Annotated in this window: 14 protein-coding genes; 9 read left to right on the top strand and 5 right to left on the bottom strand. The window is 33.2% G+C overall.

The features are described from left to right. Positions 1-3: 3 nt before the first annotated feature. From BMY39_RS13635 to BMY39_RS13615, 5 genes are all read left to right on the top strand, one after another. Positions 4-486 carry a DUF305 domain-containing protein gene (locus BMY39_RS13635; protein WP_027879803.1) on the top strand — a complete coding sequence of 161 codons (483 nt, stop codon included), beginning with the start codon at positions 4-6 and terminating at the stop codon, positions 484-486. Continuing rightward, positions 476-2,254 (top strand): efflux RND transporter periplasmic adaptor subunit, encoded by a 1,779-nt coding sequence (locus BMY39_RS13630; protein WP_092580626.1) that lies wholly within the window; start codon positions 476-478, stop codon positions 2,252-2,254. Before BMY39_RS13635 ends, BMY39_RS13630 begins: the two co-directional genes overlap by 11 nt. Before the next feature lie 32 nt (positions 2,255-2,286). Further along, a complete protein-coding gene (locus BMY39_RS13625; RefSeq protein WP_092580624.1) occupies positions 2,287-2,781 on the top strand; it encodes a heavy-metal-associated domain-containing protein in 495 nt (164 codons plus the stop codon). An 886-nt stretch (positions 2,782-3,667) separates the two neighbouring features. After that, a complete protein-coding gene (locus BMY39_RS13620; RefSeq protein ID WP_245738297.1) occupies positions 3,668-4,339 on the top strand; it encodes a DUF6943 family protein in 672 nt (223 codons plus the stop codon). 125 nt (positions 4,340-4,464) lie between these two features. After that, positions 4,465-5,106: a DUF6266 family protein gene (locus BMY39_RS13615; RefSeq protein WP_013622785.1), complete on the top strand. Its 642-nt coding sequence runs from the start codon at positions 4,465-4,467 to the stop codon at positions 5,104-5,106. A 185-nt stretch (positions 5,107-5,291) separates the two neighbouring features. Here the strand turns inward: BMY39_RS13615 and BMY39_RS13610 are convergent, their stop codons facing one another. Genes BMY39_RS13610 through BMY39_RS13590 form a run of 5 tightly spaced genes read right to left on the bottom strand, consistent with a single transcriptional unit; the run spans position 5,292 to position 15,706 of the window. Then, positions 5,292-6,032 carry a 4'-phosphopantetheinyl transferase family protein gene (locus BMY39_RS13610; RefSeq protein ID WP_092580622.1) on the bottom strand — a complete coding sequence of 247 codons (741 nt, stop codon included), beginning with the start codon at positions 6,030-6,032 and terminating at the stop codon, positions 5,292-5,294. 29 nt (positions 6,033-6,061) lie between these two features. Beyond that, positions 6,062-7,402 carry a nucleotide disphospho-sugar-binding domain-containing protein gene (locus BMY39_RS13605; protein ID WP_092580620.1) on the bottom strand — a complete coding sequence of 447 codons (1,341 nt, stop codon included), beginning with the start codon at positions 7,400-7,402 and terminating at the stop codon, positions 6,062-6,064. 10 nt (positions 7,403-7,412) lie between these two features. Further along, the gene (locus BMY39_RS13600; RefSeq protein ID WP_177176611.1) at positions 7,413-9,809 is read right to left on the bottom strand and encodes a condensation domain-containing protein; all 2,397 of its coding nucleotides are present in this window, start codon (positions 9,807-9,809) and stop codon (positions 7,413-7,415) included. Between the two features lie 31 nt (positions 9,810-9,840). Further along, complete coding sequence (locus BMY39_RS13595; protein ID WP_092580616.1) at positions 9,841-14,445, bottom strand: non-ribosomal peptide synthetase; 4,605 nt, start codon at positions 14,443-14,445, stop codon at positions 9,841-9,843. A gap of 34 nt (positions 14,446-14,479) precedes the next feature. Next, the gene (locus BMY39_RS13590; protein WP_177176610.1) at positions 14,480-15,706 is read right to left on the bottom strand and encodes a HupE/UreJ family protein; all 1,227 of its coding nucleotides are present in this window, start codon (positions 15,704-15,706) and stop codon (positions 14,480-14,482) included. A 244-nt stretch (positions 15,707-15,950) separates the two neighbouring features. Here BMY39_RS13590 and BMY39_RS13585 point away from each other — a divergent pair, with 244 nt between their 5' ends. Genes BMY39_RS13585 through BMY39_RS13570 form a run of 4 tightly spaced genes read left to right on the top strand, consistent with a single transcriptional unit; the run spans position 15,951 to position 20,014 of the window. Next, entirely contained in the window at positions 15,951-17,021 is a 1,071-nt protein-coding gene (locus BMY39_RS13585; RefSeq protein WP_092580612.1) for an ornithine cyclodeaminase family protein, read from the top strand. 47 nt (positions 17,022-17,068) lie between these two features. Next, positions 17,069-18,220 carry an acyl-CoA dehydrogenase family protein gene (locus tag BMY39_RS13580; protein WP_092580610.1) on the top strand — a complete coding sequence of 384 codons (1,152 nt, stop codon included), beginning with the start codon at positions 17,069-17,071 and terminating at the stop codon, positions 18,218-18,220. 2 nt (positions 18,221-18,222) lie between these two features. Beyond that, a complete protein-coding gene (locus BMY39_RS13575) occupies positions 18,223-19,776 on the top strand; it encodes an amino acid adenylation domain-containing protein (RefSeq protein ID WP_092580608.1) in 1,554 nt (517 codons plus the stop codon). A gap of 1 nt (position 19,777) precedes the next feature. After that, positions 19,778-20,014, top strand: a complete 237-nt coding sequence (locus BMY39_RS13570; RefSeq protein WP_092580606.1) for an acyl carrier protein — start codon at positions 19,778-19,780, stop codon at positions 20,012-20,014. Positions 20,015-20,033 lie beyond the last annotated feature (19 nt).

The raw sequence follows: 20,033 nt of genomic DNA, 5'->3' as shown, positions 1-20,033 counted from the left end.
ATTATGGAAAATTCAAAAAAACACTCAAACAAAGGAAATTACAAAACCTTCTTTATAATGTTGGCTTGCTCATTTGTAGCAATGTACATCACAATGTATTTAAACACCTATTCCATAGACCACGTATGGTTTAGTTTAACACGATTCTATATGACGTGTTTAGGAATTTCAACAATGGCAGTAATAATGTGGTTTTTTATGCGAAAAATGTATAATGATAAAAAGAAGAATATCGCAATACTCGCAAGTAGTTTCATTCTGTTTGTAGGTGCATTAGGGTTGGTGAGAACACAAGCACCAATTATTGGTGATGTCCTTTGGATGAAAGCAATGATACCACATCATTCTATCGCTATTTTAACAAGTGAAAGAGCAGATATTCAAGACCCAGAAGTTAAAAAATTAGCAGAAGACATTATAAAAGCACAACGTAAAGAAATAGAAGAAATGAAAGCAATGATAAAACGATTAGAGAATGAAAAATAATAAAATAGTCATATATATTGGCATACTCGTAGTAGGTGTGTTATTGGGTTGGTTGCTTTTTGGTGGCTCATCAAATGAAGAAATAGACCATAATCACGATGCGGTTGCAGCAACCAATCAAATGTGGACGTGTTCTATGCATCCACAGATTATGCAACCAGAGCCAGGCGACTGCCCCATTTGTGGTATGGATTTAATTCCTGCGGAAAGCGGAAGTGATGGCTTAATGGCAGACCAATTTAAACTAACAGAAAATGCGATGGCATTAGCCAATATTCAAACAACTGTTGTAGGCAAGGGAAATGTTGAAGGCAACACCATAAAGTTATCTGGTAAAATTGCTGAAAACGAAGAAGCCAATGCAGTACAGGTAAGTTATTTCGCTGGAAGAATTGAACGTTTGAATGTGAGTTTTACAGGCGAAGAAGTTCGTAAAGGTCAATTATTGGCAACCATTTATTCGCCAGAACTCTATGCAGCACAACAAGAATTAATCACAGCAGCTTCTTTAAAAGAATCTCAACCTGCTTTATACAAAGCAGTCCGTAATAAATTGAAATTATGGAAACTCTCTGAAAATCAAATCAACCAGATTGAAGAAACAGGAAAAGTAAAAGAAAACTTTCCTGTTTATGCAACCGTTTCGGGTACTGTTACAGAAAAATTGGTAGAGCAAGGCGATTACATCAAACAAGGACAACCCTTATTAAAAATTGCCAATCTCAACACAGTTTGGGGAAACTTTGATGTGTATGAAAATCAGATTGACCGCTTTAAAAAAGGACAGGAAGTGATGATAACAACCAATGCTTATCCTAATAAAGAGTTTAAAGGTAAAGTTGATTTCATTGACCCAGTTTTAAACACGAAAACAAGAACTGTAACCTTACGTGTTGTTTTAAGCAATAAGGACGATGTATTTAAACCAGGAATGTTTGTAACCGCAAATATTGAAGGCAGTACAGCTAAAAATGATGAAGTATTATCAATTCCTGCATCTTCTTTATTATGGACAGGTGAACGTTCTGTGGTGTACCTTAAAACAAATCCAGACCAACCTATTTTTGAAATGCGTGAAATTAAATTAGGCAATCAAATTGGTAATGAATATGAAGTTGTAGAAGGTTTATTTGTTGGAAATGAAATAGTGACTAACGGAACATTTACGGTTGATGCAGCAGCACAATTACAAGGCAAAAAGTCTATGATGAATAAAGATGGTGGTAAAGTAATGACTGGACACGAAGGTCATTTAGGTATGGATAACAATGCATCTAACAAAGAAAGTGACCACACTAATATGAATGAGCGTTTGGAAGTATCAGAGAAATTTCAACAACAGTTAAATAGTGTTTACAATGCGTATATCAATTTAAAAGATGCTTTAGTAAAAGAAGATTCAATAAGTACTTCAGCAAACGCAACAACTTTATTAAATAAATTGAACAAAGTAGATATGAAATTGTTGTCAGATAATAAGGCGCATAACCATTGGATGTCATTAGAAGGCGAAATAAAATCTTCTGCAACTTCAATTTCTGAAACGTCCGATATAAAATCACAAAGAGACCATTTTAAACATTTATCATCACATCTAATCAATGCTGTACAACTATTTGGTATCAATGAAAAGGTCTATGTAGAATTTTGTCCAATGGCAGATAACAATAATGGTGCTTATTGGTTAAGCAAAGAAGAAAAAGTAATCAATCCATACTTTGGCGAAGCAATGCTAACCTGTGGTGAAGTAAAACAAGTAATAGAATAATAAATCAAGTAATAACAATTAAATTTTAAACAATGAATTTTTCAAAGAAAAATCACGTACACAAAAACAAAAATGTAATCGACGTGAGTAAAAAAGTAATTTTAAGTGTAGCTGTAATAGCAGCATTAGGTTTAACAAGTTGTAAAAACGAAACCAAAAAAGAAACAGAAACCACAACTACTGAAATGTCAAAAGATATGGCAATGACAGACCTGTCTTTTGGTGTAAGAGGAAATTGCGGAATGTGTAAAAACACTATCGAAAAAGCAGCTAACGGTGTTGAAGGTGTTGCAAGTGCTAATTGGGATGTCGATAAAAAGAAGATTGATGTGTCTTTTGATGATACAAAAACCGATGCAATGGCAATCCATAAAGCAATCGCAGCTTCAGGATATGATACCGAAAAAGTAGCAGGTGATGAAGAAGCATATGATGGTTTACCAGGTTGTTGTAAATACGACCACGAAATGATGATGAATCAATCTGGTGAAGAAGAAAGTGATGACCATTCAAATCACGACCATTAAGCAATAATGAAAGAGTCTTTTTCGGAAGGCTCTTTTTTATTCCCCACAACCCAAAACCCAGTTTTTTCGTACCTCAAAATCCTCTGTCTTTTGTGTTGTTCCGCGCGCCAATGCATAATTGGTTTTATGTCATAATACTTGTAGCCAACGCTATAATGGCACATTGCTTGTTTTATTTAAACGTCGTTATTTTATAAAATTGGTACAATAAAAAAGCAAAGAGCCATTGCCAACGCTCAAACAATTATTACGCCACAAAACCAATCCCAAGCTATGTTACATAATAGAAGTTATAGGAGCAAAAATCCTTTCAGAGGTTGCCTACGGCGTGTTATTATATTTTCGTCGCTATAACTGTTATTATGTAAAATATCCGCTATTCCAACGCTCACATCCGAACTTCTAACTACATTTTGAACAAACATTAAACAGTCGAACATTCAAAGGGTAACGTTAATTTATTATAATATTCGTTATCTCATTCAACTGCACAAAACCATCGTTAAGTCCAAGTATTCCTTACCTCAAGTCTTTGTTTGTCTCATTTCGTTAACAAATATTAAAGACCACTTTTCCCCACCACCCAAGAAATAGGATATAAAAAAATAGGTTTAGAATATGTAGTAATACGCCATAGCACATTACTTTTTATCGTGCCTCAAAAAAGCAATAAGCTATTGTCTAAAAGTCCTGTATAAGTAGCTTGTTTAAATGCTGTTTTATCAAACAACTATTTAAAACGCTACATATACAAACGCTTCATCCAACGCTCAAATACGAACTGAAACCTATTTTTTTAAGTGTTAATTCCCCAGAAAAGTTAAAAGTAAATTGAATCAAGTTTAAACCGATTTGAAATATTAAAATAAAAAAAAATGGCAAATATATGTGGCTACCTCTGCCAACCGCACAAGGCTATAAAGGTCAAGCCCTACGGGTTTTGAATAAAACTTTTTTTCAATACCCTTTTTCTTTTGATTTAGACATTCAACTCAAAAAACTTTTATCCAAAAACCTTGACAGCCTTACCCACGCCACAACAACTATGGCTATCTTTTTTCTTTTCAAAAAAAATAATGGCGCGAAGCGTAGCGAAGCAATTTTAAATTGGATAGCTATGTCAACTTTTGAACTAAAAACACACCAAGTCGGAAAGACTTACTCGAACCCTCATTTTTTCATTCTAAACAAAGGTCTAAACAGCGGAAAACCACTCTTAAAATCCTGTGCTAACTGTTTCGTTGTCACTACTACAACAGAAGAGGTAAAACACACACTTTTTCACTTATCTATGATGTTGCAAATAGGCGGTTTTTACGCTTACTATTTAAAAGGTAGTGTTATTCCGTTTATTTCAATAGATGCTTGTAGGAACACTTTGAAAAACAGCTACAGCTCATTGTTTTATGATGCAATTCAGTTGCAAAAACATATTAATATTGTGTCAGCAATTAATAAAAAGGAAAAGGAGCTTCATAAAATTATTTCAAAAATGGCAGATTTGAAAGTATCATATATCCAAAGTTTATTTTCTAAAATGCAAAAAGAAGCAATCTAAAGCAACAAAATCCATATCAAAAGAATAGCATAAAACTTGCCATATATTTCAGCGGAAGGTACAACTTCGTGTTAAGTCCGTACCAAGTCCGAAGAAAATTATGTTTCATTTAAATTATTTATGTTATGGGTAAAATTGCTCAAGGTATTTTAGGAGGTCTTTCAGGTAAGGTTGGTAACGTTATCGGTGGAAGCTGGAAAGGAATTGATTACATTAGAATTAAACCTTCAAGTGTAGCCAATCCAAGAACTGTTGGTCAAGTAAACCAAAGAACCAAGTTTACTGCCACTTTAGAATTTTTACAGGCTGTAAAGCCTTTTATTAAGTTAGGATATAAAGGGTTAGCTGTTAAGAAAACAGAATTTAATGCTGCAATGTCGTATGTATTGAATAATGCTATTACAGGTACTGAACCTAACTTTGTTGTTGACTATCCGAACGCTTTAGTAAGTCGAGGAGGTTTATCTGGTGTGCTAAACCCAACGACTGATTTAGCAACTGCTGGAGAAGTAACGTTTGGTTGGGATGATAACTCTGCTGAAGGTAACGCAAATGCTACTGACAAGGCGATGTTATTGGTTTACAATCCTTCAAAAAAGGAATCCATTTCTTTACTTGATGGAGCAGACAGAACAGTAGGTTCTCAAATTATTCCAATCCCAACAACTTATGCAGGAGATACAGTAGAGCTATTTATGGCTTTTATTTCTGCTGATGGTAGTCAAGTATCAAACAGTATTTATTTAGGCTCTGGTACAGCTAATTAATGCTTGGTGTTTTTATTTGGAAACCGCTCTAATCGAGCGGTTTTTTTTATGCTATATTTGTTGCTCTATTTATTAATAGTTGTTACTAATCTTCTCTTATTATCCATTTTTTGTATGCTATTTGTTGCCCAAATACAATAGCACCAATGAATACAAGGGTAGTTAAATATTGTATTGGGAAGTGATTAAATGTTAGCGATACATCTTAAGTCAAACTCAAAATACTTAATACCATCTATCTTTCCCTTTACTGCAAAAGCAGCTTTATAGTCTATATGAGTCTCAAAAGGAACAATGCGCCAAAGGTTTTTCTCGCTTTTATTCCATGCAGTTTCATATAATGTCGCGTTTTCATCAGAGTCTATAGAAATTGAAAAAGCATCTAATGGAAAAGACAAGCCTTGGGATTTAGCTTTTATAAAAGCTTCTTTTCTGGTCCAACCTCTAAAAAACGCTTCGGTTTGTTGATTTTCCGGAATTTTATGTAATGCCCTTTTTTCTTGTTTGGAAAAATAATTATCTGCAATATCTAAAACATCAAAATTTCTTTTTACATACTCCACATCAATGCCAAAATCATAATTATTTACAAACCCTAATACAGCATAATTAGCAGCATGCGAGACGTTAAACTTTAAGCGAGAGTTTAAATTGTATTCTGGCTTCCCATATGCTCCATATTTAAACTGAAGTTTGTTTGATGGTATTGATAAATATTTTTCTGATAAAAAGCGTAACACTCCTCTGGTGATAATGGCACAAGTTTCGTCTTTTTTATATCGAAATGCTAATGCCTTGTTTAGCTCTTCTTCAGATAACAAACTACGGAAAAAGGGCACATCTTTTTCAGAATTTTTGAGATTAACCACCCAAATATGGACTTGTTTTTCCAAGGTTTTAAATGCATTATTTGGAATGCTTGTCATTTGGCTTCGTTGTAATTCGTGTTTGCAATTCAGTTTAATGGAAAGATATCAGAGATTCGTTTTTCTCGATACTTTAAGTATATTTCATGGTAAGTGGTCATGTTTTTTTCAAACGCGCCATCAGAGAATATTTTTTTCAATTTTTCTTTAATTTCTTTAGAGCCATCTATATCCTTGTCACCAGAAATCCCTAGGCCATAATAATGAACGCGCGCAGCACAACCATTTTGGTCAAATTTTTTGCCTGAATAAACTAACATAGGTACTTTAAAGTGGATGCATTCGTTAATGCTGTTAATTCCACCGTGGTTTATATTTACATCTGCGTGTTTTAAGATTTCTAATTGTGGCACCCAGTTAAAAAGGTGTACATTCTCTGGTACGCTTGTAAACTTTGTTTTGTCAATTTTATCGCCAAGAGTAATTATTAAAATCCAATTACTTTCCTTTGCGACCGCTTTAATTAAATTTTTTAAAAAGTTTGTATCGCCAGACACAAGGGTGCTTACCGAGCACAAAATTAGTTTTTTATTGTTTGATTTTTTTTCACTGAATAGTTTAAGCAGATGATTTTTATCTTCAGTATAACTGCTTTTATTTCGCTCTTCAAATACCATTGGCCCATAGTAATGCATCTTTTTATATGGCACATGCTTAAAGTCCATTTCTTGCATTGTCATGCTTAATGTTGTAAGATCCTTATAAGCAAATAAATCAGGCAAATTACTCGCAATTATATTATGTAATGGAAACTTATTTTTTTTTGCGTATTTAAGTAAAGCTTTTCTTCTATAATCTTTAAATAGAGCCTGATTTAACATAATTCTCGCAATTACTTTTAATTTAATAATATACCAATGTATCAAGATTATTGGTGGCTTTCCATTAAAACCTACGTTAGGTATAATACTAGTTCTTAAAGGAGGAAGTTGAGAACTCATTTTATTTGAAAACCACGTTGTACTTATTATAAAAGGAATTTTTAAAGCCTGAACGGTGAAGATTATTTCATGGAGTTCTCTATCAACAATCACAATGTCAGGTTTTCCAGATTTTATTATTGTTTTAAATTGATTAAGTTTCAGTAATTCTTGTGCTTTTTTGTAAATCGTAGCCTTGTTTTTTTTATGGAAAAGAAATCGTTTTAACCATGAAGACTGTTTTGGGCAACCTAAATCTTCAATAGTTATAGAATGTACTATTTCTGGAAGTTGAACATAATTGTAGTCATACTGTTCTGTTATACTTTTAACGTCTCTTATTGCAAAATATGTGATTTTATGACCTTCGTTTTTTAAACGAGAAGCTAATTCAAGACTTGCATGTAAATTTCCGGTAAGCCCAGTCATTATTAAAGAAATATGAGCCATTTATCTATTTTTAGGTACTTTCAATAATTGCTTTTTCTATTTTATCAGCCATTATTTCAGCATAAGGCGAGCTAAACAATTGATGGTGATGTCCTTTTGTTTTACGCGTATTAATTTTTTGAAGGGTAATACCTTCCCAAGCACTAATATATGCAGGATTTAGCTTGGGGTCGGGTTTATCAGTTAGAATTAGCGTGATTGGGCCTGGGTGTTTTTTATCCCATTGATACTTCTTGTAAATTCGTACTAGATTTTGCTTGGTGTTTTCTAAATCTTTTTTGGTTTTTGAAGCAAATAATTTAATGACTATGGGTTCCAAAAATTTTTCATAATTATTTAAAATCATAAATTTAAGGGCATTAACGGGATTCTTTTTTAAGCGGTTAAGAAATCCAGATATACGCATCTTTATACGTGTAGGATCTGTAAAATCTTCTTGCTTTATAATACTGTCTACCACTATTAAATTTGTCTCTTCGCCTTTGCTCTTAAAAATATGGGCTATTTCTATGCCTACTGCAGGACTAAAACAGTACACAAGCAAATTGTAAGGCCCTATAGGCTGTACGTCCTTAATTTCTCTAGCATAATCCATAGCCATCTCTTGAATGCTCATGTGCATTTTTGTTCCCCCGTTAATTCCAGAAGGTTGTATGGCATAAACAGGCCTGTCCTTTTCAAGTGCATTTGCAACAGGATTAAAAAAGAAAACATATGCACCACCACCATGAATACAGAACAAAGGCGTTTTATCTCCTTTTGCTTTTATAGGCACTACATACTGCCATGATGCTTTTGGATCTTCGTTTGCCAGGAATTTTGATAATTTTTCTATTGTCGGATGTTCTAAAAGGCTAATTGGAGATACTTTTATTTTAAGTCTTTTTTCAATAAGCGTGAACATTTTAACAACCATTAATGATTTTCCGCCAATTTCAAAAAAATTGTCTTGAACACTTATATTGTTATTATCTAAAATCATTTCCCAAATCTTTAATAATTCTAGTTCTATTTTATTTTTGGGCGCTTTTAGGTCTAAACCACGTTCAGATATATGTGCTACATCATTTTGTAGATTGTTGTTTATAGATTTTATACTTTTTAATAGTGAAACCACAGCAACATCCTGTAGTTCATACAGCAGGTTAATTATCTCCTCAAACCTATTTAAAATCCAGGAATTAATGTTTTTTGGAAATAACGAACTATCACTTAACAAATGTATTTCAATGGTTTCTAAAGCTCTCACAATTAGCGTTAGAGGATAGGTTGTGGTAATGCCACTTTCCGAACTATGAACTTTTATATTTCCTGCATTTATATCTTTCCAAGGAAAATTTTCAAATATAAAAAGGCTGTTAAAAAGATTGTTTTTGGAATTCCCGATCCATTCAGAAATTTCGCTAATGCTGCAATGTTCGAACTTTCTGGCATTTAATTGTTGCTTTTGGATGTCCTTTAGCCAATTTTTTATTTGTATATGTTCTTGTAGTGCAGCTCTTAAAGGAAGTACATTGGCAAACATGCCAGCCATTAATTCTATATTGGGGAAATTACCTGATCTTCCTGAAACAGTATTTCCAAAACAAACATCATTACTATTAAAACACTTTGCTAATATAACTGCCCAAATACCTTGAAATAGTGTGTTGGGAGATACTTGATAGGATTTTGCCAAATCCTGGGTTTTTCTAACAACATCATCTGAAAGCAAAATCTCGCTTGCTATTAGGTTTTCAGTTTTAAATTGAGTTGGATTAAAGAGCGGTTCGGCTTTAAAATCTACAAAAGTATCTACCCAAAACTGTCTTGCCTCATTTAAGTCTATTTGTTTTAAATAGTTAAGATAGGATTTGTATTTAGGAACACTTTCCAATGTTGCATTTTCATTGTTTAAAGCAGCCTTATAAAATGAAAATACGTCTTTTAAAATAATACTTGAAGACCAACCATCCAATAATAAATGGTGGCAGGACCAAACTAAAATATATCTATCCTTTTTGGTTTTTATTAGGGTTAGTTCTGATAATGGTTGTTTTTGGAAATTAACACCTTTTTTCTTTTTATCAATTTTAAGTTCTGATAATTTCTCTAATTGTGAATCTTCATGTAATGCACTCCAATCTATAAGGTTCCAGTTGGCAGTACTTTTGGGTTTAACTATTTGTACGGGGCTCTTTATTTTTTCCCAGTGTACCGATGTTCTTAATACTTCATGTCTTTTAATAGCCAAATCCCAAGATGCTTTCAAGAGGTCAATATTCAAATCTCCATCAATCATGGATTGAACATTTAAAAACCCTTGATCATCTTTCACCGTTAGATGATGAAAAAGTATACCCTGCTGCATTGTAGTTAGGGGGTAAATAGCTTGTATCTTATTTTTTTCAGCTATATTATCATTCATAAGCACTTTTTTTCTTATATACTGTTTGCTTTTATAAATTAAGATCATTTAGTAGCGTATCTAAATCATCTTGATCTAAATCCACATCTTTAAAATCAGAAGGTGTATATTTAATGTCGTTGCTGTTTACGCAATGATCGACAATTTTATGAAGTGTTTCCTCGAATTTATTAATCAATAGTTTTATGGTATCTCTATTAAATGCGTTTTTGGCATAACTCCAGTCTATATTCAAGTAACCGTTTTTTATTAGAGCATTCACTTCAATAAAATAATGCCTTTCGCTAAAAGGGTGCCTAACGTGCTTAGATAAAAATTCAATGTTCGAATTTTTTGTAGACTGATGGCCAAGGTAGTTAAATACAATTTCAGGGTATTCCGCAGCGTCAAGTTGAGATGTAAAATACCTTAGTACACCATAACCTAAACCACCATTAGGAATTTTTCTTACCTGTTCTTTTACTGCAATAATATTGGCCCCCAAATCATTGTTGCTGTTCAGCGTTATTAGTTTTGGAAAAAAAGAAGTAAACCATCCAATTGTATTAGACAAGTCTATATTTGTATCACCAGTTTCCCGCCCGTGTTTTTCTATGCTTATAGAGGCGATTTCATGATTTGTCCAATCTAGTAATACACTAGTAAAGGCAGTTAAAAGTAGCTCATCTATTTTAGTATTGTATGCTTCGTTAGCCTTATTTATTAAGTTTTGCGTTAGGCTTTTATCTATTTTGGTATTTACATGGTTAATATCTTTTTCCAATATTGGCAACGTACACTCAAAGTCTTTTGGTAGTTTATTTTGATGTAGTGATGCTTCTTTCCAGTAACTTAATTCATTTTGAATAGCGTTTGATTCTGCAAGGTTTTCTAAATAATCTCCCCATGTTTTTATAGAAGACGTATTGATGATTGTTTTTGCTTGAACCGTTAGTAATGATTCAGTATAATAATCTAAAACTATTTGCCATGATACAAAGTCGATTACTAAATGATGCGCAAGAAGCACAATACAACTGCTTTTTGACTTTCCGGTATTAAAATAAATACATTTGAATAATGAGCCCTTTTCGAGCTTAATACCCTCTTGAATTTCCTTTAAGCTCTCTTCAATTTTTAAATTATAGTTTGCAGCATTTTCGCTTGAAAGATTAATTTCAATAAATGGCTCGGTGTCTTCAGGAGTTAAAATAGTAGCGTACCATTCTGAATTTTCTTTTGAAAAACTAGAACGAAGTGCATCATGGCTACCAATGAGTTTTTTTGTTAGCTGCTCCAAAAAAACGGCATCAATGTTATCAGGAATTCCTTTAATATTAAACCCTTGATTCCAATATTCAGGAGCATTTTTATGAGTTTCGAAAAACCACTTTTGAATAGGTAATAGCGGAATTTTGCCTGAAGTGATAGATTCGTTTCTGCTGTTAACTAAATCATGAGAAGATACAAACATCGCCAATTCTGATATGGTTTGATGTTCAAATATTTGATTTGGAGCAATGCTTAAACCTTCCTTTCTGGCTTTAGCAATGATTTGAATACTTAAAATTGAATCTCCGCCTACTTCGAAGAAATTATCATCTGTATTCAAGCTATCAACGCTAAGAACTTCTTTCCATATAGACAATAACTTTCGCTCTGTTTCATTTTTTGGCTGTTCTGGAATTTTTATAGCACCTTCAGGTTCAACTATTTTATAATTTTCAAGTGCTTTTTTGTTTACTTTACCATTTGGGAGCAATGGAATTTTATTAACTATAACAAAACTACTTGGAATCATATAGTTGGGTAGTTCTTTTATTAAAGCTGCTTTTAGCTCGTTTTGATTAAAAGCCTTTTTAGGCTTTATATATCCAACTAATCGTTTTGTTCCATTAGTATTTTGTTTAACAATTACAACGCATTTTTCTACGATTTGGGTGTTGTTTATTACGTTTTCTATATCGTCAATTTCAACTCGATATCCTCTAATTTTTATTTGTTGATCTGCCCTCCCAAGAAATTCAATGATTCCATCATTATCAAATTTGGCAATATCTCCCGTTTTATAAATTTTATTGCGTTTTATAAATGGATTATCAATAAAAACGTTGTTGGTTAAATCTGCACGATTTATATAGCCTTTAGAAAGGTTAGCACCAGCTACGTATATTTCACCCGGTACTCCTATTGGCAATTGGTTCAAGGATTTATCCAAAATGTATATGGTTGAGTTCGCAACAGGCTTTCCTATGGGTATTTGGGGTTTAAGTAGGTCTGTTTTTTTAATTTTATGGGCAATACACCAAACAGTGGCTTCGGTTGGGCCGTATTCATTGTAAAGCGCAACATTAGTAAGTAAATTAAAATGGGCGTTACATAAATCTTTAGAGCAGGATTCTCCAGCTACAATCACTGTATTAAGGCTTTGTAGCTTTACATTGTCTATATTTTCTAAAATTATTTGGTATAGCGAAGGAAGCATTAGGGTATGCGTAACATTGTTACTGCTTATAGTATTCGCAATTTTATCAATGTCTTGTTCTATGCGCTTTTCGGTTAATACTAAATTTCCACCAGTACATAAAGTCCAAAATATACCTGCTTTGGAGCTATCAAAAGAAATGGAAGACATAAGTAAAAACACATCTGGATTGTTATCATAAAAATTTAGTCGTCCAGCAGTAGAGTTTATAATGTTTTCATGTGTTATAGGTACTCCCTTGGGTTGCCCTGTACTACCTGACGTATATATGACATAGGCTAAATCGGTTTTTTCAACTTTTGGAAGATTTATAATGCATTCTGTTTGTTTTAATGCTCCATCTACAATAATAAAATTTAAGTTTTGCTCTTCAAACAGTCGGGTGTTATGGTCTTGTGTTACAATACTTTTAACCTGAGCATCTTCAAGAATGAACTTTATGCGCTCTACAGGATAATCTGGATCTATAGGCAGGTAAGCTTTGCCGGCTTTCAGGATACCCAGCATGCCAACAATCATGTCAACTGATCTTTCTATGCACAATCCTACAATCTGTCCTTCTGAATTAGTTTCTAAGATACGCTGCGCTATATTATTTGCCTGAATATTGAGCGTCTTATATGAAATAGCGATGTCTTTAAAGGTTACTGCTGTTGTTTCAGGAGTCTTGGTTGCTATTTCTTCTATAATGTGATGTATAGCCGAATAATTTTTTAAGGCGTTTTGAAACTCCGGAATAGCGGATTGAATAATTTGATGGTCTGTAACGGTGCGCGAAGGCATCTCCGATAATCTTGCTTCTTTTTGGTTTAAAATAGTGGATAGAATAACCTCATAATATTCTATGAACCGAGATATACTTTGTTTTTTAAATATATCCGTGTTGTATTCAAAAGTAACATTGATGGCACTATTGGTTTCAGTAACAAATAGAGTGAGGTCAAATTTTGAAACTTTCGCAATGTATTCAGAGTTTTCAACTAGTTTTAAGTCATCACCAAAATCGGGTAGTTTGGGCTTAGAACTATAAACAAACATTGTTTGAAAAACAGGGTTAATTGATAAATCTCTATTAATATCTAGTTCATTAATCAATATATCGAATGGAAGGCTCTTATGTAAAAGTGCTTCTGTGAACATTTGATTAACACTTTCGATAAACGCAATGAATGATTGCGATTTATCAATTTCTTGTTTTAGAACCAGAGTGTCTATAAAAAAACCAAAAGCGTTATCTAACCCATGTTCGTCACGATTGGATGAAGGTGTTCCAATTACAAGCTTCTCTTGTTTAGTAAACAGGTGCAGGACTAAGTAATACACTGATAAAAATAAAACAAAAGGTGTTACCCTAAGTTCTTTTGCCATATTAAGGGCTTTTAAACTTAAATCTTTAGAGATGTTTTTAGAACAAAAATCTCCTCGATATGATATCTTATAAGGTCTTTTAAAGTCTAAAGGTAAATTTAGTTTGGGCAGGTCTCCTCCTAGTTTTTTTTTCCAGTAACTTAGTGGTTCTTCAAATGTTTGATTATTGTTTTGCCAGTATGCATAATCGATAAAGTCTACTTGGTTCTCAATATCTTGTTCAGTATTTGGTTTCTTGTAGGCCTCTGCTAATTCTGATCTTAGATTTTGCATAGACCATTGGTCTGAAATAATATGATGAAATTTAAAAAACAGGATATGCTTTTCATCATTTAACTTAAAAAGAATAATTTTATAGAGTGGTGCGGTTGACAAGTTAAAGGCTTTATGCGACTCATTGCTCATCATTTCTTCGCATTTTATATCTGCTTCAGCTGGTTTTAAATTAGTTAGATCTTTAAAGATTAACTGGGGTTCAATAGAGGTATCTATATTTAGAATAGGCAGACCTTCCGAGGCGCTGTAATAGGAACTAAGTATCCTATGCTTCTTAAAGGTTGTTAAGATGCTTGTGTTAAGTCGAGCTTTATCTAAATTACCTTCAAATACATAGTATTCGCATAGGTTATAAAAGGGATTTTCAGGATATAATTGTTGTAAAAACCACAGTCTTTTTTGGGCATATGATAATGGGTGAACTGAATTGTTAGGTGCTTTGCTAATACCTAAAACCTTATTTTCAGAGGCCTTTTTTCTGTTCTTCCATTTAGAAAGCAACGATGTTTTGGAATTCTCTTTACGCACTGCAACAGGTGGTTTTTCTTTAAAGGTCGGGTAATTATTTCAGTCCTAAAAATTTAGCAGCTTTATAAGCTGTTTTAAACAACCAATCTTCTATGCCTAAATTAATATCAAAAACGCGTTCTACGCACCAGTATAAAGATATTACAATAAGAAGAATGGATACGTATACCAAAAATTTTGGATAGGTTTTATGTTTTCTAACCATATATAATAATGGGAAAATACCAGCTATAATAGCTAATTGCCCAAGTTCTACACCAACATTAAATCCAAGTAAAGATAGCGTTAAGAACTCACCTGTTAAACCTAGGTCGCTCAAAACGCTCGCAAAACCAAAACCATGAAAAAGCCCAAAAATGAAGGCTATTACCCAATCCCTCATTTTAAAAATAGGCCTTATATTATGATAAGCGGCCAAGCCTATTGAGAAAGCGATTATAGATTCTACCAATCTTGAAGGCAGTATAACAATTTCCAATGAAGCTAACGTAAGCGTTATGGTATGCGCAATTGTAAAAAACGATACCACTTTTATAATATAAATAAATGCCGTCTTAAATTTCATTACTGGCTCCCATCCAAAGATAGAGTCATTTTTTCTTCTAACAACCGAGGGTAGTATTAGCGCCAGTAGAAAGAGAATATGGTCTATACCTATCCAAATATGCCAAACACCCTGTTTTACCATAGCATAGAAACCATTCCAAATTGAATATTTTGTTAAATCCATTTTACCAACTGTACTGGATGGTGCAAAATCGAGTGTTATATTTCTTTCATCATTAATTACACCAGCACGCCAGTTATATTCGGTTATAAGAAATCCTCTATGTTTATTGTCTTTATCAAATACTGCACTGTAAGTAACGTTTAGGTGATCTGGTAGAACTTTTGTGTTTTCCAAAACAAAATTTAATTGAACAAAGTCACCAAGGCTGAAATCAAACACACCATAGTCTCCAAATTTCACTTCATGCTCACCTGTACCCGATGAAAAAGCGCTATTTTGAAGCATATAAGTTTGTAGTTGTGATATGTAAGGCGCAACATCTTCTTTGGTTATACCTTCTTTAAAATTGGTGTTAAAGATTTTATTAATCTCTCTTGTATTAATTTCAAATCTACCATGTATGCCGTCGCTCTCATAAATTCTCAAGAATATATAACTTTGATTAGGGATGTGGCTAAGTGCAATTAATGGTAAAAGAAAAAAAATGGTAAGAAGCCCTATTATTTTTCTTTTAAAGTTGGTTCTAGACATACTTAAAAAAGGTATTTGCAAATTATTTTTATTAAAGAAAGTAAAAAAAAGACCTAAAAAATTAAAACGCCTAAAAAATCGATTAACTACCATTTATTTGTTATTCATATGTCTCATACCTCAAAAACATTACGTCTTATCGAAACAATTTTTAACATTGGCTTTTTTCATTTCAAAATATATAACTTTCACTTTCCCGCTTTTTTTTTAAAAATTAAATGCTGGGTTTTATTTAATTATTGCTATGAATAAAGCTACCACGTTAATACTTACCTCTTCGGATGTGAATACTATCATGATGGAGCACGGTTTTAATCGTCTCATGGATGATCTTATTAATCGTTTATCTCTAGAATTTAAAAACTTTGATAAGGAAAAAAGTATTATCCCTATAAGATCGGGCTTTAATTATACTGGACAATTTCCTGGTTTGGTTGAATGGATGCCAATACATAAGGTAAATGACGAGGTAGTAATTAAGATCGTGGGATACCATCCAAAAAACCCGAAAACGTTTAATTTACCTACAATACTTTCTAGCATCTCTTCATATGATACAAGAACTGGACATTTAAAAGGACTGGTTGACGGTGTTCTACTCACTGCTTTACGCACAGGAGCTGCTTCAGCATTGGCATCTAAATATCTAGCAAGTCCTGAGAGTTCAGTTTTAGGATTAATAGGTTGTGGAGCCCAATCAGTAACGCAATTGCATGCAATTTCAAGAAATTTTAAATTACAACAGGTATTAATATTTGATAAAGATAAAGATGCAATGATATCTTTTGAAAGCCGAATAAGAAACTTAAATTTAGATATAAATGTTGAAATAGCTAATATAAACTACATATTAGAGAATTGTGATATCGTATGCACAGCAACATCAATTGACGTTGGAGAAGGCCCGCTTTTTAAGGATTTTATCACTAAGCCTCATCTTCATATTAATGCAGTAGGATCTGATTTTCCAGGAAAGATAGAACTACCATTATCTCTATTGAAGGACAGTTTTGTTTCTCCAGATTTTGTAGAACAAGCAAAAATAGAGGGAGAGAGCCAACAATTGGAGGATATTGATATTGGTGATAGCATCATAACAATCAGTCAAAACAGTGATAAATTTGAGTATTTAAAAAAACAAAGAACAGTTTTCGATTCTACGGGATTAGCCTTGGAAGATAAAGTTGTAATGGGCTTGTTTTTAGAACTTGCTGATAAATTTAATGTTGGTACAAAAGTTCGTTTAGAAAATATTAGTACCGATGTTAGAAACCCTTATCATTTTTTAGAAAAGCATATATCTGTAAAAGTGTGATGCCTTAACTAGGCAATTACCCGACTAACTAATTAAACATATTTATAGTGGATTTATCTTGGACACCTGATCAGTTAAAACTAAAGCAAGATGTAATTGATTTTGCAAATAATAATCTGAACAATAATATTGCTGAGAGAGATAGGGATCTTCATTTCTCTAGACAAGATTGGAATAAATGTGCTGAATTTGGAATTCAAGGTTTAGCAAGTCCACTGGAATATGGAGGGCCAAAGGATAACATTGATATTTTAACTGCTACCCTAGCCATGGAAGGTTTGGGTTATGGGTGTAAAGATAATGGGCTGCCATTTAGTTTAAACGCCCAAATGTGGACTGTACAACTACCTATAGCACATTTTGGTACCGAATATCAGAAAGAAAAATATTTGAAACAACTATCCGCAGGAGAGATAATCGGATGCCATGCGCTAACCGAAACTAATGCCGGATCTGATGTTTTTAATATGGAAACTCAAGCTAAAAAGGTCGAAGGAGGCTATATTTTAAATGGAAGTAAGCGATTAATTACCTTGGCGCCGGTTGCAGATGTTGCTCTTGTGTTTGCTAAAACAAATCCGAAACTTGGAAAATGGGGTGTAAGTGGCTTTCTTGTAGAAACAAAATCAGAAGGCGTTACCGTAAGTAAAAATAAGGCCAAAATGGGTATGCGTACTGTACCGATTGGTGATTTAGAATTTAATAATTGTTTTATTCCAGAAGAAAATAGGCTGGGGAAAGAAGGTGCTGGTTGGAGTATAACTATTAGCTCCTTAGAATACGACAGATGTAATATTTTAGGAAGCCAACTTGGAGCAATGGAGCGTCAATTAGACAGTACGATTAAATTTGTAAAAGACAGAAAACAATTTGGTAAGTCTATCGGAAAGTTTCAATCTGTATCTAATAGAATTGCCAATATGAAACTTAGATTAGAAACTTCCAAATTATTATTGTACAAAGTTGCATGGTTGAAAAGTAAGGGAGAATCTGCCATGATGGAAGCGGCACTTTTAAAATTGCATTTGAGCGAAAGTTTTATAGAATCTAGTTTAGATGCTATAAGATGCCATGGTGGCTCTGGATATCTTACAGATTTTGAGGTAGAACGTGACTTAAGAGATGCTGTTGGGGGTGTTATTTATGCCGGTACCTCAGATATTCAAAGAAATATAATCTCTCAAATCTTAGGTCTTTAAAAATGGAGATTTTTACACTTGTAGATATTATTGAAAATGCATCCACTTCACAACCAGATAAAGAGGCTTTTAAATGTGGAAAGGAAACAATAACGTACAGGGAATTAAGCATTAAAACAAGTCAATTAGCCCATTATTTAAATCAACAAGGTGTAAAAATCGGTGATAGAGTAGGTATTTATCTGAATAGAAGTTTAGAAACCGCTATAGCTATTTATGGTATTTTAAAGGCAGGTGCAGCCTATGTGCCGTTAGATTTTTCTGCACCGCACACCCGTACCAGCTATGTATTGAAAAATTGTGATATCCGTTATTTGATTAGCTCACCAAAACTTAGAAGTAAAGTAAAATCCCTACTAGAAACAGAAAGCAACCTTTCTGCAGTTATTGGATTAAAAACGGATATTATATCATCTGTAGATTGGGAAGATATTTATACTATTAATATCTCAAATTTTAAGCCCTTAAAAATTACTGGACATAATTTAGCATATGTTATGTTTACCTCTGGCTCTACAGGACTACCCAAAGGTATAATGCATACACATAATAGTGGTTTAAACTATGCTAAGTTGTCTGCAAGTCTCTATGATGTAACTTTAAACGACAGAGTGGGTAATCATGCTCCAATACATTTTGATATTTCTACTTTTGGATATTTTTCAGCACCATTAAGATGTGCAACTACCATTATTGCTACTGATGCTCATACTAAGCTACCCTCGAGTTTGGCACAACTAATTGATGAAGAAAATCTCAGTATTTGGTACTCGGTCCCTCTTGCCTTAATACAAATATTACAAACAGGATTATTAGATAGATATAAGATGTTTAGTTTACGTTGGGTTTTGTTTGGGGGAGAAGTATTTCCTTTAAAGCATCTAAGAACGTTTATAGAAAAGTGGGAGCATGTTACGTTTTCTAATGTATATGGGCCAGCTGAGGTCAATCAATGTACATTTTACAATTTTAGGAGTTTACCAGACTTTATAGACACATTACCAATAGGTAAAGTATGGGGTAATACTTCTTTTAGAGTATTGGATGAATGCGATAATCCAGTTAAGTTGGGAGACAAAGGAAAACTTTTAATTAACTCAGGGACTATGATGCAAGGATACTGGAAAAATCCAGAACTAACTTCCAAAAGCTTTTACACCGAAAACTCTGATGATGGTTTAGAGATTAAATTCTATAGAACTGGAGATATTGTTTCTGAGCGTGAAGATGGTAATTTACTTTTTTACGGAAGAAATGATAGGCAGGTTAAGGTAAGAGGCTACCGAATTGAGTTAGATGAAATAGAAGCTTCAATTTTAAAGCATCCTGAAATTAGGGAAGTTGCAGTAATTGTTGATACTAGAACTGATGCAACATTAATTTACACAGCGGTATTATTAATTGAGAATAGTAGACTTACAGCACATGAAGTTAAACTTTACTGCAAACAAAACCTACCAGTATATGCTATACCAGACATAATACAGATACACACTAATTTACCTCGAACCAGTTCTGGAAAAATTGATAGAAAACATTTAACACCGAATAATTAGAATGAAACAAATTATCTTAGAACATATTGAAAACGAACTTCTTGTAGACGAATTGGACGAAAAACTGGAGAGCGATACGGATTTGCTCGGTAGTGCTATTTTAGATTCACTGGGAATGGTGCAGTTAATTTCTTTTGTAGAAAATAAGTTTGAGATAAAGGTGAATCCAGAAGATATGGTTATTGAGAATTTTATGACTGTAGACGATATAGTTAATTTTATTAATACAAAACAATAGCAGAAGTAAAAACTGTAGA

The sequence above is a fragment of the Hyunsoonleella jejuensis genome, assembly GCF_900111025.1.
Classification (GTDB): domain Bacteria; phylum Bacteroidota; class Bacteroidia; order Flavobacteriales; family Flavobacteriaceae; genus Jejuia; species Jejuia jejuensis.
The sequence above is the reverse complement of the archived record's forward strand: the minus strand, read 5'-3'. Positions and strand labels throughout refer to the sequence as shown.

What these genes read in the sequence shown, in the direction of transcription:
- BMY39_RS13635 (WP_027879803.1), top strand. Translation starts at nt 4, where the DNA reads ATGGAAAATTCAAAAAAACACTCAAACAAAGGAAATTACAAAACCTTC.
- BMY39_RS13630 (WP_092580626.1), top strand. Translation starts at nt 476, where the DNA reads ATGAAAAATAATAAAATAGTCATATATATTGGCATACTCGTAGTAGGT.
- BMY39_RS13625 (WP_092580624.1), top strand. Translation starts at nt 2,287, where the DNA reads ATGAATTTTTCAAAGAAAAATCACGTACACAAAAACAAAAATGTAATC.
- BMY39_RS13620 (WP_245738297.1), top strand. Translation starts at nt 3,668, where the DNA reads ATGTGGCTACCTCTGCCAACCGCACAAGGCTATAAAGGTCAAGCCCTA.
- BMY39_RS13615 (WP_013622785.1), top strand. Translation starts at nt 4,465, where the DNA reads ATGGGTAAAATTGCTCAAGGTATTTTAGGAGGTCTTTCAGGTAAGGTT.
- BMY39_RS13610 (WP_092580622.1), bottom strand. Translation starts at nt 6,032, where the DNA reads ATGACAAGCATTCCAAATAATGCATTTAAAACCTTGGAAAAACAAGTC.
- BMY39_RS13605 (WP_092580620.1), bottom strand. Translation starts at nt 7,402, where the DNA reads ATGGCTCATATTTCTTTAATAATGACTGGGCTTACCGGAAATTTACAT.
- BMY39_RS13600 (WP_177176611.1), bottom strand. Translation starts at nt 9,809, where the DNA reads ATGAATGATAATATAGCTGAAAAAAATAAGATACAAGCTATTTACCCC.
- BMY39_RS13590 (WP_177176610.1), bottom strand. Translation starts at nt 15,706, where the DNA reads ATGTCTAGAACCAACTTTAAAAGAAAAATAATAGGGCTTCTTACCATT.
- BMY39_RS13585 (WP_092580612.1), top strand. Translation starts at nt 15,951, where the DNA reads ATGAATAAAGCTACCACGTTAATACTTACCTCTTCGGATGTGAATACT.
- BMY39_RS13575 (WP_092580608.1), top strand. Translation starts at nt 18,223, where the DNA reads ATGGAGATTTTTACACTTGTAGATATTATTGAAAATGCATCCACTTCA.
- BMY39_RS13570 (WP_092580606.1), top strand. Translation starts at nt 19,778, where the DNA reads ATGAAACAAATTATCTTAGAACATATTGAAAACGAACTTCTTGTAGAC.